This is a genomic window from Nocardioides fonticola, assembly GCF_039536805.1.
GTDB lineage: Bacteria > Actinomycetota > Actinomycetes > Propionibacteriales > Nocardioidaceae > Nocardioides > Nocardioides fonticola.
In genome coordinates, this window is the sequence record NZ_BAAAZH010000028.1 from 280,895 (window position 1) to 304,853 (window position 23,959).

A 23,959-nucleotide genomic window follows, 5' to 3' on the forward strand; every position below is an offset into this window, starting at 1 on the left:
ATCGTAGGGCCCTTGCCCCGGCGGCCCGCGTGGCTTATGTTCAGGATTCCTGATCATATGAGGAGTTCCGATGACGCTTCCCGGGAGCCTGACGGTGACCGTGGACGGCCCGATCGCCGTCCTGACCCTCACCCGCGCCGCCAAACGCAACGCCCTGGACGACGCCACCGTGCGTGGTCTGGAGGCGTTCTTCGCCGACCTGCCCGCCGGGGTCCGCGTCGTCGTCCTCGACGCCGAGGGCGACCACTTCTGCGCCGGCCTCGACCTCGGCGAGCTCGGCGAGCGCGACACCTTCGCCGGCATCGAGCACTCCCGCATGTGGCACCGCGCGTTCGGTCTGATCGAGCACGGACCCGTGCCGGTGATCTCGGTGCTCAAGGGCGCGGTCGTCGGCGGCGGTCTCGAACTCGCCGCCGCCACCCATCTGCGCGTCGCCGAGGAGTCGACCTTCGTCGCCCTGCCCGAGGGGCTGCGCGGCCTCTTCGTCGGCGGCGGCGCCTCGGTGCGCGTGCCCCGGCTCATCGGTGTGGCCCGGATGACCGACCTCATGCTCACCGGCCGCCGCTACGACGCCGCCGAGGCCCACGCCGTCGGACTGGCCCAGTACCTCGTCCCCGACGGCGCCGGCCTCAAGACCGCCCTCGACCTCGCCGCCCGCGTCGCCGAGGTGCCGCCGCAGACCGTCTTCGCGGTCCTCCAGGTGCTCCCCCGCATCGCCCAGGCCGGCGAGTACGAGGCCTACCTGCTCGAGGCCCTCACCGCCGCGGTCGCCCAGGGCACCGACGACGCCAAGCAGCGCATGCGCGCCTTCCTCGATGGTCGCGCCGCCAAGGTCGAGCGGTGAGCGCCGGGAGCCCCGCCACGGCGAGGCCGGTCTGGACGCCGCCGGCCGACGTGCTGACGGCCAGCCGGATCGGGCGCTTCGCGACCTACGCGGCCGCCCACCACGGTCTCGTGCTGCGTCGCCCGGGCGACGTCGCCGCCGTGCGGGCCGACCTCCAGGCCTGGTCGACGACCGACCTGGAGGCCTTCTGGCGCGCCGTCGCGAGCTTCCAGGGCCTGCGCATCGACCCGGCCTCCACGACGCCCGGCAGCATCCTCGAGCCGGGCCCGGGCCCCACCGGCATGCCGGGGGCGCGCTGGCTGCCGGGAGCGACCCTCAACTACGCCGACCAGCTGCTCCACCCGCCGCGCGCGGTCGACGACCCCGAGCACCGTGCCGAGCGCCCCGACCGCGTCGTGCTGCTCGGCCGCAGCCAGACCCGCGACGACCTCGACCTCACCCTCGCCGACCTGCGCACCGAGGTCGCCCGCGCCGCCCAGGCGCTGCGCGCCCTCGGTGTGCGCCGCGGCGACCGGGTCGCCGCCTACCTGCCGAACATCCCCGAGACCGTCGTGGCCTTCCTCGCCACCGCCAGCCTCGGCGCGGTCTGGGCCTCCTGCGCCCTGGAGTTCGGACCCCGCGCGGTCATCGACCGGTTCGCCCAGATCGAGCCGACCGTGCTGCTCGTCGCCGGCGGATACCGCTACGGCGGCCGCCACCACGACCGCCGTGATCACGTGGCCGCGATCCGCGCCGAACTGCCCACGGTGCGCAGCGTGATCGACGTCGGCTACGGCGGCGCCGTCCCCGACTCCCTCGGGTGGCGCGACCTCCTCGATGGGGACGCCGCGCCGTTGGTCGCCGAGCAGGTGCCGGCCGACCATCCGCTCGTCGTGCTCTTCTCCTCCGGCACGACCGGCCTGCCGAAGGCGATCGTGCACGGCCACGGCGGCCTGCTGCTCGAGCAGGCCAAGAGCCACGGCCTGCTGTGGGACCTGGGCCCCGACGACCGCATGCTCTGGTACTCCACCACCGCCTGGATGATGTGGAACGCGTTGGTCGCCACCCTGCTGGTCGGCGGCTCGATCGTCCTCCTCGACGGCGACCCGGGGCATCCCGACCTCGGCCACCAGTGGCGGCTCGCCGCCCGCACCCGCACCACGCTCATGGGCGCCAGCCCCGGCTTCCTCACCGCGTGCCGCCGTGCCGGCGTGCACCCGGTCGAGGAGGCCCGTGCGGTCGGCGGCGATCTCGACGCGCTGCGCGTGCTCGGGTCTGCGGGCGCCCCGCTCGCCCCCGAGGGCTACACCTGGGTCGCCGAGGAGCTGCCCGGCGTCCAGCTCGCCGTCGGCTCCGGCGGCACCGACGTCTGCTCGGGTCTGGTGCAGGGCGATCCGCTGCTGCCGGTGTGGCCCGGGGAGATCTCCGGCGCCGCTCTCGGCGTGGCCGCCGCCGCGTGGGACGACGAGGGCCGCCCGGTCGTCGGCGCGCTCGGCGAGCTCGTCGTCACCGCCCCGATGCCCTCCATGCCGCTGGGCCTGTGGGGCGACCCCGACGGCGCCCGCCTGCGAGCCACCTACTTCGACCGTTGGCCGGGCATCTGGCGCCACGGCGACTGGATCCGGTTCGAGGAGCGCGGCAGCTGCCACGTCGCCGGCCGCTCCGATGCCACCCTCAACCGCGGCGGCGTCCGGCTCGGCACGGCCGAGCTGTACGGCGTCCTGGAGACCGTGCCGCAGATCGCCGACAGCCTCGTGGTGCACCTCGAGGACCCCGAGGGCGGCAACGGCGAGCTGCTGCTCTTCGTGCAGCCCGGCCCGGGGCTCACTGTCGACGACGCCCTGCGCCAGGAGATCGCGGCCCGGTTGCGCAGCGAGCTCTCCCCGCGGCATGTGCCGGACGCCGTCCTGGAGGTGCCGGTGGTGCCGCGCAACCTCACCGGCAAGCGGCTCGAGCTGCCGGTCAAGCGCATCCTCCAGGGCGCCGAGCCCGACGCCGTCGCCAGCCGCGACGCCCTCGCCGACCCCGACAGCCTCGCTCCCTACGTCGCTCTCGCGGCGCAACGCCCGAGCCGCACCGCCACGCCGATCGGGGCCGGCCGATGAGCGCCCCCACCGACGACCGCACCGCGCTGGTCGTCGGCGCCGGGGCGATCGGCGCCAGCTGGAGCGCGCTGCTGGCCCACCACGGCTGGCAGGTGCTCGTCACCGACCCCGACCCCGCCGCCCACGACCGGCTCCGCTCGCAGGCGAGCACGTTCCTCGCCGACCTCGGTTCGCCCGAGGCCCTCGAGCGGATCGTCACCGGCGTGAGCGTGGCCGAGGGCGGGTCCCACGCCCGCGTCGTCCTCGAGGCCGGGCCCGAACGGCTGGAGCTCAAGCGCGAGCTGATCGCCGCCCTCGACGCCGCCTGCCCACCCGAGGTCGTCATCGCCAGCAGCTCCTCGGGCCTGCTGCCCAGTGCGTTCCAGAGCGCGGCCCGGCATCCCGAGCGGGTGCTCGTCGCGCATCCGTTCAACCCGCCGCACCTGGTGCCGCTCGTCGAGATCGTGCCGGGCCGCGCCACCTCCGAGGCGGCCGTCGAGCACCTCGACGGGTTGCTGCGCAGCTGGGGACGGCGTCCCATCCGGCTGCATCGCGAGGTGCCCGGCCATGTCGCGAACCGTCTCCAGGCCGCCCTGTGGCGCGAGGCCTACCACCTGGTCGCCACCGGCGTGGTGAGCGCCGCCGACCTCGACGTCGCCGTGGCCGAGGGACCCGGTCTGCGCTGGGCGCTGCTCGGCCCGCTGCTCACCCAGCACCTCTCCGGCGGACCGGGCGGCCTCCAGCACGTGCTCGACCACCTGGGCCCACCCATGGTCGAGTGGTGGCACGACCTCGGTACCCCCGAGTTCACCGACGACCTCGTGGCGACCCTCGTCGCCGGGGTCGCCGAGGAGATCGAGGGCATCGAGGGCGGCGAGGCCGCGGCCCGCGCCCGGCGCGATCGGGCGCTGCTCGGCCTGCTGACCCTCAAGAGCGAGCTGGGGCTCGCCACCCGATGACGATCCGCACGACCACCCGCACCCCGAACCGCACCGAGACCCGCACCGAGACCGAGGCGACGACGATGACGACCTCTCCCCTGTACCAGCCGCTGCCGCTGTCGCTGCCCACACCGCCGGACGGCGTGGGGTCCTGGGCCGCGCGCCGGGCCGTGATGACGCCCAGGGCGGTCGCGCTGCGCCAGCAGAGCGGCACCGGCTGGCACGACGTGACCTACGCCGATCTGCACGCCCTCGTCGAGCGCACGGCGTCCGGTCTGCTGGCTCGCGGCGTGCACCCGGGCGACCGGGTGGCCTGGTGGGGCGCCAACAGCATCGAGATGGTGGTGGCGTTGCTGGCGATCGCCCGGGTCGGCGCGATCAGCGTGCCCCTGAACACCCGCCTCGCCGAGGCCGAGACGGCGGCCGTGCTCGAGCGCTGCGAGCCGGCGCTGCTGCTGCACGTCGGGCCCGCACCGGTCGCGCCGTCCCGGGGCGCCCAGGCCCTTGAGGCCATCGAGGCCCTCGAGGTCGACGAGGGCCGGGGCGGTGCCGGGTTGGCGGTGCTGTGGGACGACGCGCTCCCGCCCGCGCCCGTGCACCGCAGCCATCCCGACGACCTGCTGATGATCCAGTTCACCTCCGGAACCAGCGGCCAGCCCAAGGGCGTGTGCCTGACGCACGGCAACGTGCTGTGGAACTGCGTCAACCTGCTCCTCGACGTCGACGTCATCAGCCGCGAGATCGCGCTGGTGACCGCGCCGCTGTTCCACACCGCCGCGCTCGACCAGGTGCTGCTGCCGGTGCTGCTCAAGGGCGGCACCGCGATCATCGAGCCGCGTTTCGACCCCGCCCGGGTGCTCGCGCTCATCGAGTCCGAGCGGGTCACGATGCTCTTCGGGGTGACCTCGATGTACCAGGCGCTGGCCGCCGAACCCGCATGGGACAGCGCCGACCTCTCCAGCCTGCGCAGCGCCCTGTCCGGCGGCAGCCCGCTGCCGGAGGTGCTGCTGCGCACCTGGGCCGACCGGGGCCTGCCCGTGCTCCAGGGCTACGGACTGACCGAGGCCTCGCCGGGCGTCACGATGCTGCGCGCGGCGGACGCCGTCGAACGGCTCGGCTCGGCCGGCACGCCCTGCCTGCTGACCGACGTGCGCGTCGTCGACGCCGCCGGCCGCGACCTCGAGGGCGAGCCGGGCGAGGTCTGGGTGCGGGGCCCGCACGTGAGCCCCGGCTACTGGCGCGACCCCGCAGCCACCTCGGCGGCCTTCGTCGACGGCTGGCTGCGCACCGGCGATGTCGCGGTGCGCGAGCCCGACGGGCACCTGCGCATCACCGGGCGTCTGAAGGACATGTTCATCTCCGGGGGCGAGAACGTGTACCCCGCCGAGGTCGAGGCCGCCTGCCTCACGCACCCCGACGTGCTCGCATGCGCCGTCATCGGGGTGCCCGACCCGCAGTGGGGCGAGGTCGGCTGCGCCGTCCTCGTGCTGCGCCCGGAGGCGCACCTCGACCTCACAGGTCTGCGCGCGCACCTGGAGGGTCGGCTCGCGCGCTACAAGATGCCGCGGCTGCTCGAGGTCGTCGACGCACTGCCGCTGACGGCCTCGGGCAAGCTCGCCAAGGAGCAGGTGCGTCGACTGGTGGCGGCGCGATGACCCGCTACGAACCGCGCCTCGACACCGCGGCCCTCACCGCGATCGACCTCCACGTGCACGTCGAGGCCGAGGTCGACGCCTGCGGCCACCGGCACCTCTCGCTCGACGACGAGCTCATGGACGCCTCGGCCGCCTACTTCCGCTCCAGCGACAACCGCACGCCCACCGTCGCCGACCTGGCCGAGCGCTACCGCGCCCAGCAGATGGCGGCGGTCGTGTTCACCGTCGACGCCGGCACCGCCACCGGGCATCGGCCGCTCTCCTCCGAACGCATCGCCGAGGAGTGCGCCGAGCATGCCGACGTGCTCATCCCGTTCGGCTCGGTCGATCCGCATCGCGGGGCCGAGGCCGTGGCCCAGGCACGACGCCTGGTGGTCGACCACGGAGTCCGCGGGTTCAAGTTCCACCCGAGCCTGCAGGCCTTCTCCCCCGACGACGCCGCCTTCCGGCCGCTGTGGTCGGCGCTGGAGGAGCTCGGCGTCCCGGCGCTGTTCCACACCGGCCAGAACGGCATCGGCGCGGGCCTGCCCGGTGGGCGCGGCCTGAAGCTGAAGTACTCCAATCCGCTGCTGCTCGACGACGTCGCGGCCGACTTCCCCGGACTGACCGTGATCCTGGCCCACCCATCGGTGCCGTGGCAGGCCGAGGCGATCTCGATGGCCACCCACAAGGCGAACGTGGTGCTCGAGCTGTCGGGCTGGTCACCGAAGCGGTTCCCGGCCGAACTGGTGGCGGCCATCCCCTACCTGCGCGACCGGGTGGTCTTCGGCAGCGACTACCCGCTCATCGCCCCCGAGCGCTGGATCGCCGCGTTCACCGCCCTCGACCTACCCCCGGAGGTGCACGAACCGGTGCTGCGCACCAACGCGCTGCGCCTGCTCGGCCTGGGCTGAGGAGCAGCGAAGCACCACGCAGGGTCCGCATCCCGTAGGGTGCGGACCACGCTCGTGCGGACAGGAACCCGGTGCGATTCCGGGGCGGTTCCGCCACTGTGATGTCGAGGCTCCGGCCACGACCAGCCAGATACTGCGCACGAGTGATTCCCACCGTTCGACGGGGCGAGAACCCCGAAGGAGGATCACCGGCGCATGCCTGCATCCCTGCCCGACCGCACGCTCTCGGAGGACCTGCGCATAGCGCTGGTCTCCACCTCCGACACCGACCTGCTCTCGGCCCGCGCCAGCGGCGCCGCCTGGGTGCCGGCCAACCCGGCCCGCCCCGGGCACCAGGAGATGGGTGAGGTGTTCGGCTCCTGCGACCTCGTGGTCGCCCGCATCCTCGGCTCGCCGCACGACCTGTGCCGCGGGTTCGCCGCGGCCCGCGACTCCGGGGTGCCGATCGTGGTGCTCGGCGGTGAGCGCACCCCCGACGCCGCGCTCATGGAGCTCTCGACCGTGCCCGTCGGCGTCGCCGCCGAGGCCCACCGGTACCTCGCCGAGGGCGGGCCGGCGAACCTGGCGCAGCTGCACGCGTTTCTCACCGACACCGTGCTGCTCACCGGGCGCGGCTTCGACCCGCCCGCCGTCGTCCCGGAGTGGGGGGTGGCTGCGCGGTCGTCGTCCGCGACCGTGGACGGCACGGACCTGCCGCGCGTCGGCGTCCTGTACTACCGGGCGCACGAGGCGAGCGGGAACACCGCGTTCGTGCACGCGCTGGCCGATGCGATCGACGCGACCGGGCAGGCCGTCGGCGTGCCGGTCTTCGCCGGATCCCTGCGCGCCGCGCCAGACGAGCTGATCGCCACCCTGGGCACCCTCGACGCGCTCGTGGTGACCGTGCTGGCCGCGGGCGGCAGCGTGCCGGCGGCCGCCAGCGCCGGCGGCGACGACGAGTCGTGGGACGTCGAGCGGCTCGCCGCCCTCGACATCCCGGTGCTCCAGGCGCTCTGCCTCACCTCCAGCCGGGAGGAGTGGGAGGCCTCCGACGACGGCGTCTCCCCCATGGACGCCGCCACCCAGATCGCGATCCCCGAGTTCGACGGGCGCCTGATCACCGCCCCCTTCTCCTTCAAGGAGTTCGACGCCGACGGGCTGCCGCGCTACGTCGCCGACCCCGAGCGGTGCGCTCGCGTGGCGGGCATCGCGGTGCGCCATGCGCGGCTGCGGCGTCTGCCGAACGCCGAGAAGCGCCTGGCGCTCGTGCTCTCGGCCTACCCGACCAAGCACGCCCGCATCGGCAACGCGGTCGGCCTCGACACCCCGGTCTCCGCGATCCGGCTGCTGCGCCGCCTCCGCGACGCCGGCTACGACCTCGGCCCGCGCGGCGGGGAGTTCGACGTCCACCGCCTCCTCGACCTCGACGGGCACGCCGACGATGCCGAGGCCGGCGACGCGTTGATCCACGCCCTCATCGCCGCCGGCGGCCAGGACGAGGAGTGGCTGACCACCGCGCAGCTCGGAGCCGCGCACGCCCGCATCTCCCCTGCCGAGTACCGCGAGTGGACGGCGCACCTGCCCGCCGACCTGCGCGAGGCGATGGAGCGGGCGTGGGGCCCCGCACCCGGACGTCTCTTCGTCGACGACGCCGGCGACCTGGTGCTCGCGACCCTGCGGGCCGGCAACATCGTCATCCTCATCCAGCCCCCGCGCGGCTTCGGGGAGAACCCGGTGGCGATCTACCACGACCCCGACCTCCCGCCGAGCCACCACTACCTCGGCGCCTACCGGTGGATCGAGCGCGGTTTCGGGGCCGACGCGATCGTGCACCTGGGCAAGCACGGGTCGCTGGAGTGGCTGCCGGGCAAGAACGCCGCGCTGTCGGCGTCCTGCGCCACCGACGCGGCGCTCGGCGACCTGCCGCTGATCTACCCCTTCCTCGTCAACGACCCCGGCGAGGGCGCGCAGGCCAAGCGCCGGGCGCACGCCACCATCGTCGACCACCTCGTGCCGCCGATGGCGCGTGCGGAGAGCTACGGCGACATCGCGCGCCTGGAGCAGCTGCTCGACGAGCACGCCAACATCGCCGCCATGGACCCCGCGAAGCTGCCGGCGGTGCGCGGGGAGATCTGGCAGCTCATGCGCAGCGCCGAGATGCACCGCGACCTCGGCCTGGAGGAGCGCCCCGACGACGAGGAGTTCGACGACTTCCTGCTGCACGTCGACGGCTGGCTGTGCGAGATCAAGGACGCCCAGATCCGCGACGGGCTGCACGTGCTCGGCCAGGCGCCGGACGACGCAGGCGAGGCGAACCTCGTGCTCTCGATCCTGCGCGCCGCGCAGGTGTGGGGCGGGGTCGGCAACGCGGTGCCCGGTCTGCGGGCGGCGTTGGGACTCAAGGAGGGCGCGGAGCTCGCGGCCGTCGACGAGACCGAGGCCCGGGCCCGCGAGCTGGTGCTCGCGCTCCAGTCCGCCGGATGGGACCCGGCCGTCGTCCCGACCCTGCACGACGACCCGTCGGTGCAGCAGGTGCTCGACTTCGCGGCCCGCCAGGTGGTGCCGCGACTGCGGCGCACCACCGAGGAGCTGGACGGCGTCCTGCATGCGCTCGACGGCGGGTTCGTGCCGGCCGGACCGTCGGGATCGCCGCTGCGCGGCCTGGTGAACGTGCTGCCCACCGGCCGCAACTTCTACACCGTCGACCCCCGTGCGGTGCCCTCGCGGCTGGCCTGGCAGACCGGGCAGGCGCTGGCGGAGTCGCTGCTGCGCACCCACGTCGAGCAGACCGGCGCGTTCCCGACCTCGGTCGGCTTGAGCGTGTGGGGCACCTCGGCGATGCGCACCAGCGGCGACGACGTCGCCGAGGTGCTGGCGCTGCTGGGTGTGCGTCCGCAGTGGGACGAGGCGTCGCGTCGGGTGCGCGAACTGGAGGTCGTCGACCTCGAGGAGCTCGGCCGACCGCGCATCGACGTGACCGTGCGCATCTCCGGCTTCTTCCGCGACGCCTTCCCGCACGTCGTGGCGATGCTGGACGACGCCGTCCGGCTCGTGGCGGGCCTCGACGAGCCGGACGAGCTGAACTACGTGCGGGCCCACGCCCAGGCCGATCTGGCCGAGCACGGCGACGAGCGCCGGGCGACCACGCGCATCTTCGGCTCCAAGCCGGGCTCCTACGGCGCCGGCATCCTCCAGGTGGTGGAGTCGGGTTCGTGGCGCGACGACGCCGACCTCGCCGAGGTCTACACGACCTGGGGCGGCTTCGCCTACGGCCGCGACCTCGACGGCCGACCCGCCGCCGACGACATGCGCACCGCGTTCAAGCGCATCCAGGTGGCGGCGAAGAACATGGACTCCGCCGAGCACGACATCGCCGACTCCGACGACTACTTCCAGTACCACGGCGGGATGATCGCCACGGTGCGAGCGCTCACCGGCGTCGAACCGGCCGCCTACGTGGGCGACTCGACGACGCCGGACGCCGTGCGCACCCGCACGCTGGCGGCCGAGACCGCGCGCGTGTTCCGGGCCCGGGTGGTGAACCCGCGCTGGATCGGCGCGATGCGCCGCCACGGCTACAAGGGCGCCTTCGAGCTGGCCGCCACGGTCGACTACCTCTTCGGCTACGACGCCACCGCGGGCGTCGTCCAGGACTGGATGTACGACAAGTTGGCGCACGAGTACGTGCTCGACGCCGAGACCCAGGAGTTCCTGCGCCGCTCGAACCCGTGGGCGTTGCGCGGCATCGTCGAGCGGCTGCACGAGGCGGCCGACCGCGGGCTGTGGGCCGAGCCCGACCCCGACGTGCTCGCCGCGATGCAGGCGGTCTACCTCGAGGTCGAGGGCGAGCTCGAGGGCGGGCCCGAGGAGCGCCCGTGACGGTCGTGCGGGTGCTGGGCATCGGCATGGGTCCCCAGCACGTCACCCCCGAGGTGGCCGCCGCACTGGCGGGCTGCGACTACGTGGCCGCCCTGGAGAAGCGGGACGACGACCCGCTGCTCGCGGTGCGCCGCACGATCGCCGACGCCGCCGGGGTGCCGACGGTGGTGGTGGCCGATCCCCCGCGCGACCGCACCGTGGCCGACGACGCCGCCTACGGCGACGCGGTGGCGGCCTGGCATGACGCGCGGGCGGCCGCTCTCGGCGAGGTGCTGGCCGCGCGCGGCGGCGTGGCCGGGCTGCTGGTGTGGGGTGACCCGTCGCTCTACGACTCCACGCTGCGTCTGCTGGAGCGCATCGCCGTCGTGCTGCCCCTGGAGGTCGAGGTGCTGCCCGGCATCAGCGCTCCGCAGGCGTTGGCCGCCCGGCACGGCGTGGTGCTGCACGGGGTCGGCGAACCGGTCGTCGTCACGACCGCGCGCCGGCTGCCGGAGGCCGTGGCCGCGCGCCATCCCAACGTCGTCGTCATGCTGACCGGCGAGCCCGACTACGCCGGCGCCGAGGACTGGACGGCGTGGTGGGGCGCGAACCTCGGCGCGCCGACGGAGGAGCTGCTGCACGGGCGGGTCGGCGATCTGCTGCCGGCGATGGGTGCCGCGCGCGCTCGGGCCCGGGCCGCGGCCGGCTGGGTGATGGACCTCGCGCTGCTGCGGCCGCCGGCATGAGCGCCGACGGCAGCCGCACCGACGGTCATACCGTGCTGGCGATCCCGGTGCCCGCGCTGGAGCCGTTCGTGCGGGAGCGCACCGCCTTCTACGACCCCTCCTTCGTCTCCGCCGACCCGACCTTCGTGCACGCGCACCTCACGGTGCTGGCGCCGTGGATCGCCGAGCCGACGGCGTCCGACCTCGGCGTCGTCGAGCGGATCGCCCGCGAGACGGCGTCCTTCTCGGTGCGGCTGGCGCGCATCGGCGAGTTCCCCGACGGCGTCCTGCATCTGGTGCCGGAGCCGGACGACGGCCTGCGGGCGTTGACGGCGCGGCTCGTCGAGGCGTTCCCGGCCTATCCGCCCTACGGCGGGGCGTACGACGACGTCGTGCCGCACGTGACGCTCGATCGGCGCGGGCCCGAGGTGACACCCGAGACCGTGCACGCGGCGATCGCCGACCTGCTGCCGGTGGACCTCGCGGTCGAGCGGATCGACCTGCAGTGGTGGGCGAACGACGACTGCCGGGTGCTCGCGTCCTTCCCGCTGGGGGCGGCGTGAGCGGGCTGCTGATCGCCGGCACGACCTCGGATGCCGGCAAGAGCATCGTGACCACCGGACTGTGCCGGGCGTTCGCGCGCCGCGGGGTGCGGGTGGCGCCGTACAAGGCGCAGAACATGTCGAACAACTCGATGGTGTGCGCGGCGCCCGACGGCACGACGGCCGAGATCGGCCGGGCGCAGTGGATCCAGGCCCGGGCCGCGCGCATCGAACCCGAGCCCGCGATGAACCCGGTGCTGCTCAAGCCGGGCTCCGATCGGCGCAGCCATGTCGTGCTGATGGGACGCCCTGCGGGTGCGGTGTCGTCGAGCGACTGGGTCGAGGGACGCCGTCACCTCGCGGTGGCCGCGCACGCCGCCTACGACGACCTCGCTGCCCGGGTGGAGGTGGTGGTCGCCGAAGGTGCGGGCAGCCCCACCGAGATCAACCTCCGCTCCAGCGACTTCGTGAACATGGGGCTGGCCCGGCATGCCGACCTGCCGGTCGTGGTGGTCGGCGACATCGACCGCGGCGGGCTCTTCGCCGCCCTCCACGGCACGGTCGCGCTGCTCTCCCCCGCCGATCAGCGGCTCGTGGCGGGGTTCGTGGTCAACAAGTTCCGGGGCGATCTGTCGCTGCTGGAGCCGGGTCTGCGCGACATCGAGGGGCTCCTGGGACGCCGCGGGTACGGCGTCCTGCCGTGGCATCCGTCGCTGTGGCTGGACTCGGAGGACGCGCTGAAGCTCGACGCGCGGCGGGCCTCGTCGTCCGGCTCGCGCTACCGGGTGGCGGTGGTGCGCCTGCCGCGCATCAGCAACTTCACCGACGTCGACGCCCTCGGGCTCGAGCCCGACCTCGACGTCGTCTTCGCCTCCGATCCGCGCGATGTCGCGGACGCCGACCTGGTGGTGCTGCCGGGCACGCGGGCGACGATCAGCGACCTGGCCTGGGTGCGGTCGCGCGGCCTCGATACGGCGATCACCGCCCATGCGGCGCGCGGTCGGCCGGTACTCGGCATCTGCGGCGGCTTCCAGATGCTCGGGGGCGTCATCGCCGACCCGCACGGCGTCGAGGGCGCGGCCGGTGCCGTCGTCGACGGCCTGGGGCTGCTGGAGGTGCGCACCGACTTCGCCGTGGAGAAGAACCTGCGGCTGCCGACCGGTTCGGCGCTGGGTGTGCCGGCGTCGGGCTACGAGATCCACCACGGGCGCATCACCGTCCACGGCGGTGAGCCGTTCCTCGGCGGTGCGCGTGCCGGGCGGGTGTTCGGCACGATGTGGCACGGGGCGTTGGAGGGCGACGCGCTGCGCACGGCACTGCTCGCGGCGATGCTCGATCGCCCCGCTCCTGCTGATCCCGTCTCGTTCGAGGCGGCGCGGGAAGCACGGTTGGACCTGCTCGGCGACCTCGTCGAGGAGCACCTCGACGTCGAGGGCCTGCTGGCCCTGGCGCAGTCGGGTGCGCCGTCGGGGTTGCCGGTGCTGCCGCCCGGATCGACGCGGGAGGACGCATGAGGGTGCTGGTGCTCGGCGGCACCGGGGAGGCGCGCGATCTCGCCGCCGCCCTGGTCGCGCGGGGCGATCACGTGGTGAGCTCGCTGGCCGGCCGGGTCGCACGGCCGCGGCTTCCGGTCGGCGAGGTGCGCATCGGCGGGTTCGGCGGCGCCGAGGGGCTGCGGCAGGTGGCTGCGTCCTTCGATGCGGTGGTCGATGCCACCCATCCGTTCGCGCGGCGGATCAGTACGAACGCGGCCGCCGCGTGCGACGTCGTCCCGCTGGTGCGGTTGGCGCGGCCGGGCTGGGAGCCGCGGCCGGGCTGGCGGATCGTGCACGACCATCCATCAGCCGCGCGACGCACGGCGCAACTCGGACGGCGTCCGTTCCTCACCGTGGGGCGTCAGGATCTCGGTGCGTTCGCGGGCCCCCTCGCCACCCACTCGGTGGTCGCGCGGGTCGTCGACCCGCCCGAGGTCGCGGTGCCGTCGTCCTGGCGACTGCTGCTCGACCGCGGGCCGTACACGCTCGACGGGGAGCTCGCTCTCATGCGGGAGCATGGCGTCGACGTGCTGGTCACCAAGGACTCCGGAGGAGCGATGACGCAGGCGAAGCTCGACGCGGCGACCCGCCTCGACCTGCCGGTCGTGGTGGTGCGTCGCCCGGCCCCGCCGGCCGGCGTCCCGCTGGTCGCCTCGGTGCCCGAAGCCCTTGCCTGGTTGGGATCCCTGCGATGAGGGTGCTCGTCACCGGCGGCGTGCGATGCGGCAAGTCGCGCCACGCGGAGACCCTGCTCGCCGACGCCGCCGCCGTCACCTACGTGGCTCCCGGGCCGGTGCCCGATCCCGTCGCCGACCCCGACTGGGCCGCTCGCATCGACGCCCACCGCGCCGCGCGTCCGGCGTCCTGGACGACGCTGGAGACCGGCGACGTGGCCGCGGCGCTCACCGCGACCTCAGGTGCCGTGCTGGTCGACTGCCTCGGCACCTGGCTCACCCGGCTGCTCGACGACCACGGCCTGTGGGACGCGCCGTCGTCCGAGATCGACGCGGTGGTCGGTGCCGCGACCGGCGTCCTCAGTGCGGCCCTGGGCTCACTGCCGGCCGACCGGGACGTCGTCCTGGTGACGAACGAGGTGGGCTGGGGTGTCATCCCCGCCCACCGTTCCGGCCGGATCTTCCGCGACCAGCTGGGCCGGGTGAACCAGGCCGTCGCCGGCGTGTGCGACGAGGTGCATCTGGTGGTGGCGGGGCGGGTGCTCAGGTTGTAGGTGGGCATGGTGGTCGAGGTGCGAGGCGCGCCGGCGCCGAGCCGCTTCGGGTGGTCGAGGTGCGAGGCGCCCCAGCGCCGAGCCGCGAGACCCGGTGAGGCGGGCTGCTTCGGCGGGGACGCCGTCGTCACTGCGTATATGCCCCCGGCTCCCTCCTTGCTTCGGTCGAAAGGCGCCGGCTACGGAGGTGCCGGGTTGCGCTCGGTGTTCGGGTCGCCGTCTGCTCCGGGTGAAAGGCGCTGGCTACGCGGGTGGGTTGTTGCCGCTGTCTCTCGGGTGCGGCGTCGCGGCCCCGCCTCAGTTCCGGTGGTCGAGGTGCGAGGCGCCCCAGCGCCGAGCCGCGAGACCCGGCGACCCGACCGCCTGCATGAAGCGATCTCCGGGCCCCGACCGGTGGCTGAGGTGCCCGAGCCCCCGGGCGAGGGCCTCGAAGCCCAGCAAGCCGGAAGGCAGCCGAAACTCGCGACATTCAGTCGCTCAGAACCTTGTGTTCGAACACCTGTTCGAGTAGACTGAGGCATGGCCTCCACCACTCCACACCAGGAAGAACTGGACCCGCGTGACCCGCGGTCCCTCCTGGTCCTCGCGCGTGACGCGCGGGTGGTGGCCGACGACGCCGAACGATCCGTGTTCATTGCCGCCGCCCAGTGGGCTCTCGCCCACCCCGCGACTGATGAGTGGGACAGCGCGTGTGTGCCCGGCACCGAACGCGAGGTGGCCATCGCTGGTGAAGGCGCTCCTCTGGTGGCGGAGTTCTGCATCGATGAGTTCGCCGCCGCGATCGGCCTGTCCACTGATGCCGGGCATTACTACATCGGCGACGCCCTCGAACTCGCTGCCCGTCTGCCGCGGTGCTGGCGACGTGTGGAGGCCGGTGAGGTGCCGGTGTGGCGGGCGCGGAAGATCGCCCAAGCCACCCGACTGCTCTCACCCGAAGCCGTCGACCTTGTGGACCAGCGGTTGGCGTCGTTCGCGCACTCCATCGGGGGACGCGGCATCGAGCAGACCGTCAGAGCAGCTGAAGCCGAAGCCGACCCCGAGCTCCTCAAGGCCAGGCGCGAAGCGGCTGACGACAAACGACACGTCACCATCTACTCCCGCCACGTCGACTTCCACGGCAGGGTCGACATCGAAGGCGCCCTCGATCTGGCCGACGCGTTGGACCTCGAGGACGCCCTCGCCGCGGTCGCCGCCCAGTTGAAGGACCTGGGTTGCGAGGAGTCGTTGGACGCTCGCCGGGCCATGGCACTCGGCGAACTCGCCCGACGCGAAGCCTCGTTGACCTTCGACTCGGTTGGAACGGCTGAGCCGGTGCGGTCCAAGCGGACCCTCCAGCTCTACGTCCACATCAACCACGCACCCGGCCAGAACCCCTTCGGAACAATCGCCCGCGTCGAGAACACCCGCACCGCCCTCGACCTCGACACCCTCCGGTCCTGGTGCACCGACCCCGACACCCAGATCGTCGTCCGACCCGTCCTCGACCTCGCAGAGCAGCGGTCGAGTGAGTCCTACGAGATCCCCACACTCCTCCGCGAGCAGGTGATCCTGCGAGACGTCACCTGCGTCTTCCCCCACTGCACCAGGCCCGCACGCAGCGCCGACATCGACCACATCGTCCCGTGGGACGAAGGCGGAACCACCAGTACAGACAACCTCGCAAGTTGCACGTACACCCACATCTAGGACCAGAAGCTGCTCGGAAGCAGGGGTCCAGACGACTACGGTCGGTTCTATGCACGTCACCAACGTGAGGTTCGAAGCCTTCAAGTCGCTGTACGACGTCTCGTGCAAACTCGACAAATTCACCGTGATAACGGGCCCAAACGGGGCAGGAAAAAGCAACTTCATCGACGGCCTTAACTTCATTGGAGAGGTCTATGAAGACGGGCTGGAGTTCGCCGTGGGCCGGTCGGGCGGATATGACAACATCGCACATCGACGCACCCGACGCGCCAAGCGACCTGTTGCACTGCAGATCGAAGTGAAAGTTTCGAGGGCTGACCTAGACGACATTCCGAAAAAGTATCCATGGCTCCACAAATTGAATAGTGAAAATCCTCTCGACGTTGGCGAGTTCCTCACATATCGCCACCGGTTTACCTTGGGAACGGCGAGCCAGGCATTGGTCTCGGACTTCGAGATCGTCTCGGACGATTTCGAAGTCCATGACAGCCGGGGCCGACGCCTACTCCGAGTTGAGCGCGAGCGGGACGGGAAAGTTGCGATTCACCGAACCAGGGCGAAACTCAATCCCTACATTCGAGAATTGCTGGATCCGTTCTTTGATACTCGGTTTTCGGAATTCATCTCCGAGCGTCCTCGAACGTCGACGCAGCTGATCACCACGAACTTTGCCTATAGTGGCCTATTCTCCGAGATTCGGCACGCTGTAGGAGGAACCCGCGTCTTCCAACTCTCGCCCCACCAGTGCAGAACCTCCGGTGTGCCGACGCCTAATGCCGTGTTGGAACGACACGGGGAGAACCTTCCTGGCGCGGCGAACCACCTTCTTCGCAATGACCGATCCTCGTGGGCCCAAGTTCAGCAGGCGATGCGCGACATCATGCCGGGCCTAGAGGAGATCGAGGTTGCATACACCGAGGATCGTCGTCTCGCTTTGCAGTTCCGTGAAAGAGGCGTCGGGAGGCCATGGAACACCAATGAGGTGTCGGACGGCACCATGCAGAGTCTGGCTCTGTTCATTGCGCTATTTGATACGAGGCATCCGCTTCTCGCGATTGAGGAACCGGAGAATGCTGTCCACCCGTGGATCCTTCGTCGAATCATCGACATCTGCCAGCGCAACGGTTCGCCGAAGCAGATTATAGCGACCACGCACTCACCTGTACTTCTAAACTACGTCAACCCTGCAGTCGTACGGCTAATGACCATAAAGAGCGGAAGAAGCGTCATTCGTCCTCTATTTGAGTTCGCTCCTCAGTTGCGGGAAGCGGTCGCAAATGGCAATTTTGAGCTCTTTGAACTCTATGACAGCGGGGCAATCCAGGAGGCCGTACCGCGGGGATTCGCTGATTCTCGACACGAGGACAGGGATGACGAGTGAAAGTTGTGGTTCTCACTGAAGGCGACGCCGAGTTTCGCGCTCTTCCGTTAATTGTAGATCAGCTCAATTCCCTTAGCCCGCACACGGTGTTGAAGCCGTTGAAGGTTCCCGTCCAGCCCGATGCCCCTGCGGGCACGATTGCGAGGTCTTGCAAGTCGCGCGTGGCGATCGCTGTGGCCCAAGGAGCGGACCTAGTCATCGTGCTCTTGGATCGTGAGCAGCAAAGCGACCTCCCGGGAAAGCTTGCAGCCGATGTTGAGACTGCGTTGGCGACTCACTGCGGCGCGGGAACACGGGTTCGTGTTGTCTACAAGGATCGGCTTTTCGAGAATTGGCTAGTCGCTGACATGGATTCGCTTTCTGCTCAGCCAAAGCGATTCGCCGTGACAGCTGCACGCAGGCGAAAGGTTGAACCAAACAAGGCTGATGCGGTCGACGGCCTGCTGCTCATGAAGGAGATGGCGATCGGTAAGGACTACGACAAAGTCGCGGACGCCGAAAGAGTCTGCCGGAAACTTGATGTTCGGCGCGCCGCAATGCACAGCAGAAGTCTGCGACACTTCTTGCATGTTCTCGAGGTCTCAGCGTACGCCGCTGGTTGCAAGCGCGCCGTAGCTCCTTGACTTGAATCAGCAACACAACTCGGAACGGCCTGCTCCCGTGGTGGGGTTGGGTCGTTCCGTGTTGGTGGTTGTGGTCTAGGCGGGTTGGGGTGATGATGGTCGGGCTTGGTTCGAAGAGGCCGGGGAGAGCCCGGGCGTAGATGATGAGATTCGGCCCTGCTACCCATGGTGAGTCCGCGGGCAGGGCATCGGCAGTGGCGCTGTTGGTGGTGCACGGCGCGGCTGGTGGTACCGATCGGCGTAGGGGCACTGCACGGGACCAGCGATTCCCTGTCGCTGCGCTCGTGCGAGGTCTCGTTGTCTGTCCCGTCTACGCCTACTGACCCACCATCTGTCCCACCGTCTGTCCCGTCGTCTGACTCGCCTCCGGTCGGTCCTCCTGGTGCGGGGTCCGGTTCTCCCGGTTCGGGTGGGGCTGCGGCGTCTGGTCGGCCGGTGGTGGTTGATCGTGATGCGGGTCGGGCTGGGTGGTTGTTGTCGCTGTACCCGGCGGCTGCTGAGGGTGGCGGGTGTTTCGTGCCCTCGCGTCGGCCGGTGGGTGGCGCCCGGTCGGTGGGGGTGGGTGATCCGGAACGGTCACGCCGTGAGGCTGCCCGTCGTGCTCGGGGTCGGCTTCGTCGCTACTGCGTGGCGAACGGGCTGAACCGGTTGGGGACGTTGACCTACGCTCCGCCGTTCTGCACCGATCCGGGGCAGGCGCGCGCGGATGTGGGGGTGTTCTTTCGGCTGTTGCGGGCGGTCGTGGGTGAGCCCTTCCCGTACGCGTGGGTGCCGGAGTTCCATGCCGATGGGCAGCGGCTGCATCTGCACTTCGCAGCCGGTCGGTATCTGCGGCGCCGCGACATCGAGGCTGCGTGGGGGCACGGGTTCGTCCACATCAAGCTCCTCTCCGATGTCGGAGTGGGTCAGGGGGTGCGGGGCGAGGCACGCCGGGCGGCGGGGTATCTGTCGAAGTACGTGGCGAAGTCGTTCAACGATCACCGGCTCAAGGGCCGTCATCGCTATGACGTGGCGCAGGGGTTCACCCCGGTCAAGGTCCGGGTCGAGGGCATCAGCGCCCGTGATGTGTTGGGGCAAGCCAGTGACCTGCTCGGGCAGGTCTCTCCGTTGCGGGTGTGGCATTCAGACCTCGAGCCGGCGTGGCAGGGACCGCCGGCGGTGTGGGCGCAGTGGGCATGACCAGCCGAAGCGACATCCCGGACCGTGCTGCGATCGCGGCGTGGGTCGAGGCGTCGTGTCGGGCGCAGGGCGTCGAGGTGCGGATCGGTGATCGGCGGGTCGTGGCCCAGGTCGCGGTCCTTCTCGGAAACGGGGTCGGGGACCCGAACGGCAAGCGCAGCGCGGACGGGGCCCCGACCCCGGACCGCGGGGAAGTCAGGCACGCATCATGAGCAACCGACGAGCACGACGTCACTACCGCCCGCACCAGCCCGGACCGGGGCAACGGCCAGGTAGTGAGCGTGCTGGTGATGAGCGGATTGGCGGTGAGCCGGTCCGGCTGGATCTGGCGTTGGCGCAGTTGTTCCGATCGGAGTGCACCGATTGCGGGTGTCGGGTGTTGTCGTGGTTCACCGGCCGGGAAGCGATCGGGGTCCTCGGCCTGGGCGAGGCGGCGTCGCTGTTGGGGATGATGCCGCGCGAGGAACGCGCGGACGCGGACTGCTGGCGGTGTGTGCGGTGCGGTGCGACCGGCGCGTTCGGCCCGACCCACTTCGAAGGCTTCTGACCCGCAGCCACCAACTCCCGACTACCCGTGTGCCGTGTGCCGTATGCCGTGTGGTCGTGTGGTCGGGCGCGGGACGGGGCGGCGTCTCTCGGGTCCGCAGGGGCCCCGCGCGGGGCGCCTTTCCCCGCGTGGGGGAGCGGCAACGCCGACCCGTGCCCGACCACACCCCCGACCCGGGTACACATCACCCGCGCATCGCGTTCCGCGGCCTGCTGTTCGCTGGCTGTCGGCTGTCGGCTGTCGCCGTCAACCGCCGTTGACGGTCCAACCGAGTCAACAGTCGTTGACGTCTCCGGGCTGCGGTTGTTGTCGGGGTCAGAGTCGCCAGACAGGTTCGATGCGGTCGAGCTCGACGACCATGGCGCGGGGGCTGCCGGGCTTGATGATGGCGTGGTCGAGCACTGCCTTCACGATCGCGTGTTGACGCGACAGGTTCAGCTCGGCCCACGAGGCCCGGAGCTGGTCGCCGTTGCCGACCAGCCCGGTCAGCGCAGAGGTCTTGGTCAACCTCGCCAGGCGCAGGGCGGCGTGTTCGAGGCGCTGCTGGAGGGGGCGTTTCGCGGTCAGCCATTCGGTCTTGGTGATCTCCCCGGCGCCGTACATGGTGGCTAGTTCTTCCATCCTTGCCTGCGCGGCGTCGTACTCGGCGGTCACCGCTTGGGTCTGGGCGTCGGTGCTGTCGCGTCCGGTCATCGCCGCGATCAGGTCGGGGCTGTCGAGGCGGTAGAGCACCGCCTCGGCCAGGATCTCCTCGACCGGCTCGGCTGAGATCGTCATCCGCCCGCACCCGCCGTGGTCGGGACCTGCGATGCATACGTAGCGGCGCCGGTTGACCCGTGCGGATGAGTACATGGGCTTCCCGCAACGGCTGCACCGCAACAGCCCCGACAGCAGGTACCGCTGAGGGGTGCGTCGTCCGGCACGCTGCTTCTCCGCCGATACCGCGAGAATGCGGCGGTGGTCCTCCATCGAGAGGATCGGCTCCCAGATCCCCGGCCCCACAATCTGCCCCCGGTGGACCCGCTGCCCGGCATAGCGCGGGTTGACCAGCACGTTGCGCAGCGTGCTGGTCCGCCACTCCGAACCCCGCACCGTCGGGATCCCACGCGCGTTCAGATCGGTCGCGACAGAGCGCAGCGATTCCCCAGCGATGTAGCGGGCCGCGACCTCGCGCACGATCTGCGCCTCCGTCGGGTTGATGGTCACGAAGTCGGCCTCGTACCCGAACGGTCGAGTCGAGCCCCGATGCGGCTGACCCGCGGCCGCGGACTGGTCGTTCTTGCGCATGATCCGCCGTGCCTTCGACGCCGACTCATTCGCAGCAACCGCGGCCAGCATCCGCACCACCAACAGCCCGTCCCCGGTGCTCAGGTCCGCTGGCCCGGAGACGAACCGGACGTTGCGGACCCCGGCCTGGTCGAGCACGGCGAGGAACTGTTCCAACTCCAACGGCCGCCTCGTCAGCCGGTCGAGGTGGTAGACGATCACCGCGTCGATCACCCCGTCCGCGATGTCGCTGAGCATCCGCTGGTACTCCGGACGCCGCTTGCCCGAGTACGCCGAGATGTCGTTGTCCACGTACTCACCAGCCACCGGCCACCCCAACGAGTCCGCCAACCGGTGACAGTCCTCCAACTGCCGCGCGACCCCCAAACCCGTCCCGTCGGTGTCCTGAGAGATCCGCGCGTACAGTCCCGCCCTAGCCACCCCACCCATGGCGGTCAGCTTAAGAACCTGACAGGAACCTCGCCGCGCTCTGCCGACGCCACCACCGTGTGAAGACCCACCACGGCTGGACCTACACACCCGTCGATGCGAACGACACCAGCGGACCACCCGGCACCGGCGGCGCCAGCTATCTCTGGACCAGCCCCCACGGCCAGCACTACCTCCGCACAACCACCGGCACCACGCGCCTGACCACGACAGCCTGAACCCCACCCGGGGCTCGGGCCCGTCGTGCTGCCCGGACGCGCCGTTCGTGGTTGAGATACGCCGTCGAACGGGTCTGCCTCAGGACAGCTCGTGCCCGCCGATCACGAAGTACTGCACGAAGAAGAGCACCAGCAGGGCGGCGAACACCACCACGGAGACCGTCGTGCCGAGGAGGCACCCGACCCCGAACCTGCGGACGTCCGAACCAGCGAGAGCGGCTGAGCCGACCACGCCTCCGACCGCGAGAGACACGACCGGTAGCCAGCCGAGCCGCGGGAGATGGACCGCGAACACCATCACGACCGCGATCCCGAGCGCGAGCAGATGGACGGCGATCGTGAACCACATCGTCTGCGCGATGCCCCAGGTCTTCACGTCGCTCCTCCCCGAAACCGCCTCGGGCTCGCCCTGCGGCGCCTCCGCTCCTCCGGTACCAGCATCCTCCCGGCGACCCCACAGCGTCCAGACACTCGTCGGGGCACCCATCCGGTCGCTGACCCAGGCGAGGGCCCCGAAGCCCCTCCGGCGGCCGAGCCGTGAGTCAGCCTCCGGTGGTCGAGGTGCGAGGCGCCCCGGCGCCGAGCCGCGAGACCCGGCGAGACGACCGCCGGCCGGTACCAGAGAGCGTGCGGGTGCGGGGGTCTCGCGGCTCGCATGCGCTCGCACCTCGACCACCGCCACGGCCCGCTCACGTTCGCACCTCGACCATCGGAGCCGCCCGCTTGAGCTGGCACCTCAACCGATCGCGGACTCCCGGATGCCCAGTGCCGCGACGACGTCCTCGGCGTCCCGGGGACGCGGGGTGGGGATGGCCGCGCCCGCGGCCCGGAGCACCCGGGCCTGCCACGGGGACGCGAGCGCGGCCTGGCGGAGGAGGTCGTCGTCGGCGAGCAGGACGCCGGGGTCCCCGACGACGGCACGGCCGCCGACGAGGACGGCGACCTCGTCGGCCCAGCGCCAGGCGAGGTCGAGGTCGTGGGTCGACAGGGCGACCGTGACGCCGCGGGCCTCGAGCACCTCGATCGTCTCCAAGAGGGCGACCGTGCCGGCCGGGTCGAGGCCGGCGGTGGGCTCGTCGAGCAGCAGCACCCGGGGCGCCATGGCGACGGCGCCGGCGAGGGCGACCCGCTTGCGCTGCCCGAACGACAGGTGATGCACCGGCCGCCGGGCGAGGTCGGCGATGCCGAGGGCGTCGAGGGCGTGATCGACCCGGGTCGCGACCTCGGCGGCGTCCAGTCCGAGGTTGGTCGGCCCGTAGGCGACGTCGTGGCGCACCTCGGAGGCGACGATCTGGTCGTCGGGATCCTGGAGCACCAGCTGCACGGTCTGCCGGTGCCGGGCGAGCCCGCGGCGGTCGTGGCGCAACGGCTCGCCGTCCACCAGCACGGCACCGGAGGAGGGCCGCAGCGCGCCGGAGAGACAGCGCAGCAGCGTCGACTTGCCGGCGCCGTTGGCGCCGAGGAGGGCGAGTCGGCGTCCGGCGATGAGGGTGAGGTCGAGACCGTCGAGCACCCGCGGCGACCCAGGATGGTCGACGACGACCCCGGCGGCGGCGAGCAGCGCCCTCACGCGAACCACCCGACGACGCCGGTCGCGAGCACGACGACGGCGGCCGGGACGACGAAGGCCCACCGCAGCGCATCGGTGGCCGGGGCGCCGAACGGGACGCCGGCCGGTGCGCGCCCGGCGAGCCCCTCCTCGAGGCGACGGGCACCGGTCCAGGCGCGGACGAGCGTGGTGGCGGCCAGCAGACCGATGGAACGGCGTGCCACCGACGGCGTCCGGAAGCCCAGCCGGGCAGCCTGGCTCTCCCGCACCCGCGCCTGGGCATGCAGCAGGCCGAAGAGCATGCGGTAGACCACGCCGCCGATCTCGGCGAGCGTCGCGAAGCCCGGCACGCGCGAGAGCGCACCGAGCAGGTACGGCATCGGCGTGGTGCAGGCCAGCAGCATCACCGCCGATGCACCGGCGATCGCCCGTACGGCGGTCTCCCCCGCCTGCGCTGCCGAGACGGCGGTGACGGCGAACGGGCCACCGGTCCACCACACCTCGGCCGCGGAGGACCCGGCGGTCGAGGACGGCGTGAGGGTGACCGCGATGCCGACGACCCCGAGCAGCACGAAGCTCGCCGGTGCGAGCAGCACCCGCACCCAGGTGCCGACGGGGATGCGGGCACCCAGGCAGGCCACCGCAGTGGCGACGACGACCACGAGCAGACCGGTGACCGGCGTCCGCGCCGTCACCGCGACGAGCAGCAATCCCAACGACAGCACGGACTTCTCGGCCACCGAACGGTGGCGCCAGCGGTTCGTCCAGGCGGTGTCGTCGAGGGAGAGCCCGGCCAC

At 71.7% G+C, this 23,959-nt stretch carries 21 protein-coding genes and 1 riboswitch; of the genes, 17 read left to right on the plus strand and 4 right to left on the minus strand.

Annotated features, from left to right (window positions below):
• Positions 1 to 70: 70 nt before the first annotated feature.
• From ABD671_RS18570 to ABD671_RS18645, 16 genes are all read left to right on the plus strand, one after another.
• On the plus strand, positions 71 to 844 hold the full coding sequence (locus ABD671_RS18570; RefSeq protein ID WP_344734939.1) for a crotonase/enoyl-CoA hydratase family protein: 774 nt from the start codon (positions 71 to 73) through the stop codon (positions 842 to 844).
• A complete protein-coding gene (locus ABD671_RS18575) occupies positions 841 to 2,928 on the plus strand; it encodes an acetoacetate--CoA ligase (protein WP_344734940.1) in 2,088 nt (695 codons plus the stop codon). The genes ABD671_RS18570 and ABD671_RS18575 overlap by 4 nt, the downstream gene beginning before the upstream one ends.
• Entirely contained in the window at positions 2,925 to 3,866 is a 942-nt protein-coding gene (locus ABD671_RS18580) for a 3-hydroxyacyl-CoA dehydrogenase family protein (RefSeq protein WP_344734941.1), read from the plus strand. Before ABD671_RS18575 ends, ABD671_RS18580 begins: the two co-directional genes overlap by 4 nt.
• Positions 3,863 to 5,503: an acyl-CoA synthetase gene (locus tag ABD671_RS18585; RefSeq protein ID WP_344734942.1), complete on the plus strand. Its 1,641-nt coding sequence runs from the start codon at positions 3,863 to 3,865 to the stop codon at positions 5,501 to 5,503. The genes ABD671_RS18580 and ABD671_RS18585 overlap by 4 nt, the downstream gene beginning before the upstream one ends.
• Complete coding sequence (locus tag ABD671_RS18590; RefSeq protein WP_344734943.1) at positions 5,500 to 6,396, plus strand: amidohydrolase family protein; 897 nt, start codon at positions 5,500 to 5,502, stop codon at positions 6,394 to 6,396. The genes ABD671_RS18585 and ABD671_RS18590 overlap by 4 nt, the downstream gene beginning before the upstream one ends.
• A 61-nt stretch (positions 6,397 to 6,457) precedes the next feature.
• Positions 6,458 to 6,532: riboswitch (cobalamin riboswitch) on the plus strand.
• Positions 6,533 to 6,591: 59 nt separating this feature from the next.
• Positions 6,592 to 10,254, plus strand: coding sequence for a cobaltochelatase subunit CobN (gene cobN / locus ABD671_RS18595; RefSeq protein ID WP_344734944.1), 3,663 nt, complete (start codon positions 6,592 to 6,594; stop codon positions 10,252 to 10,254).
• Positions 10,251 to 10,979, plus strand: a complete 729-nt coding sequence (locus ABD671_RS18600; protein ID WP_344734945.1) for an SAM-dependent methyltransferase — start codon at positions 10,251 to 10,253, stop codon at positions 10,977 to 10,979. Before cobN ends, ABD671_RS18600 begins: the two co-directional genes overlap by 4 nt.
• Complete coding sequence (locus ABD671_RS18605; protein WP_344734946.1) at positions 10,976 to 11,521, plus strand: 2'-5' RNA ligase family protein; 546 nt, start codon at positions 10,976 to 10,978, stop codon at positions 11,519 to 11,521. Before ABD671_RS18600 ends, ABD671_RS18605 begins: the two co-directional genes overlap by 4 nt.
• Positions 11,518 to 13,014 carry a cobyric acid synthase gene (locus ABD671_RS18610; protein ID WP_344734947.1) on the plus strand — a complete coding sequence of 499 codons (1,497 nt, stop codon included), beginning with the start codon at positions 11,518 to 11,520 and terminating at the stop codon, positions 13,012 to 13,014. Before ABD671_RS18605 ends, ABD671_RS18610 begins: the two co-directional genes overlap by 4 nt.
• A complete protein-coding gene (locus tag ABD671_RS18615) occupies positions 13,011 to 13,730 on the plus strand; it encodes a cobalt-precorrin-6A reductase (RefSeq protein WP_344734948.1) in 720 nt (239 codons plus the stop codon). Before ABD671_RS18610 ends, ABD671_RS18615 begins: the two co-directional genes overlap by 4 nt.
• Positions 13,727 to 14,263 (plus strand): bifunctional adenosylcobinamide kinase/adenosylcobinamide-phosphate guanylyltransferase, encoded by a 537-nt coding sequence (locus ABD671_RS18620; RefSeq protein WP_344734949.1) that lies wholly within the window; start codon positions 13,727 to 13,729, stop codon positions 14,261 to 14,263. The genes ABD671_RS18615 and ABD671_RS18620 overlap by 4 nt, the downstream gene beginning before the upstream one ends.
• 519 nt (positions 14,264 to 14,782) lie before the next feature.
• Entirely contained in the window at positions 14,783 to 15,949 is a 1,167-nt protein-coding gene (locus tag ABD671_RS18625) for an HNH endonuclease signature motif containing protein (protein WP_344734950.1), read from the plus strand.
• Positions 15,950 to 15,998: 49 nt separating this feature from the next.
• Positions 15,999 to 17,330 (plus strand): AAA family ATPase, encoded by a 1,332-nt coding sequence (locus tag ABD671_RS18630; RefSeq protein WP_344734951.1) that lies wholly within the window; start codon positions 15,999 to 16,001, stop codon positions 17,328 to 17,330.
• 161 nt (positions 17,331 to 17,491) lie between these two features.
• Positions 17,492 to 17,953 (plus strand): DUF4276 family protein, encoded by a 462-nt coding sequence (locus ABD671_RS18635; RefSeq protein ID WP_425574934.1) that lies wholly within the window; start codon positions 17,492 to 17,494, stop codon positions 17,951 to 17,953.
• A 627-nt stretch (positions 17,954 to 18,580) separates the two neighbouring features.
• Positions 18,581 to 19,132: a rolling circle replication-associated protein gene (locus ABD671_RS18640; protein WP_344734952.1), complete on the plus strand. Its 552-nt coding sequence runs from the start codon at positions 18,581 to 18,583 to the stop codon at positions 19,130 to 19,132.
• A 331-nt stretch (positions 19,133 to 19,463) separates the two neighbouring features.
• Positions 19,464 to 19,679 (plus strand): hypothetical protein, encoded by a 216-nt coding sequence (locus ABD671_RS18645; RefSeq protein WP_344734953.1) that lies wholly within the window; start codon positions 19,464 to 19,466, stop codon positions 19,677 to 19,679.
• A 315-nt stretch (positions 19,680 to 19,994) separates the two neighbouring features.
• On the opposite strand, the gene ABD671_RS18650 is transcribed toward ABD671_RS18645, so the two are convergent.
• A complete protein-coding gene (locus tag ABD671_RS18650; RefSeq protein WP_344734954.1) occupies positions 19,995 to 21,395 on the minus strand; it encodes a recombinase family protein in 1,401 nt (466 codons plus the stop codon).
• 59 nt (positions 21,396 to 21,454) lie between these two features.
• Between ABD671_RS18650 and ABD671_RS18655 the strand changes: the two genes are divergently transcribed.
• A complete protein-coding gene (locus tag ABD671_RS18655) occupies positions 21,455 to 21,613 on the plus strand; it encodes a hypothetical protein (protein ID WP_344734955.1) in 159 nt (52 codons plus the stop codon).
• A 79-nt stretch (positions 21,614 to 21,692) separates the two neighbouring features.
• Here the strand turns inward: ABD671_RS18655 and ABD671_RS18660 are convergent, their stop codons facing one another.
• From ABD671_RS18660 to ABD671_RS18670, 3 genes are all read right to left on the minus strand, one after another.
• Positions 21,693 to 21,989 carry a hypothetical protein gene (locus ABD671_RS18660; RefSeq protein ID WP_344734956.1) on the minus strand — a complete coding sequence of 99 codons (297 nt, stop codon included), beginning with the start codon at positions 21,987 to 21,989 and terminating at the stop codon, positions 21,693 to 21,695.
• Between the two features lie 360 nt (positions 21,990 to 22,349).
• Positions 22,350 to 23,183, minus strand: coding sequence for an energy-coupling factor ABC transporter ATP-binding protein (locus ABD671_RS18665; RefSeq protein WP_344734957.1), 834 nt, complete (start codon positions 23,181 to 23,183; stop codon positions 22,350 to 22,352).
• Complete coding sequence (locus ABD671_RS18670) at positions 23,180 to 23,959, minus strand: CbiQ family ECF transporter T component (protein WP_344734958.1); 780 nt, start codon at positions 23,957 to 23,959, stop codon at positions 23,180 to 23,182. The genes ABD671_RS18665 and ABD671_RS18670 overlap by 4 nt, the downstream gene beginning before the upstream one ends.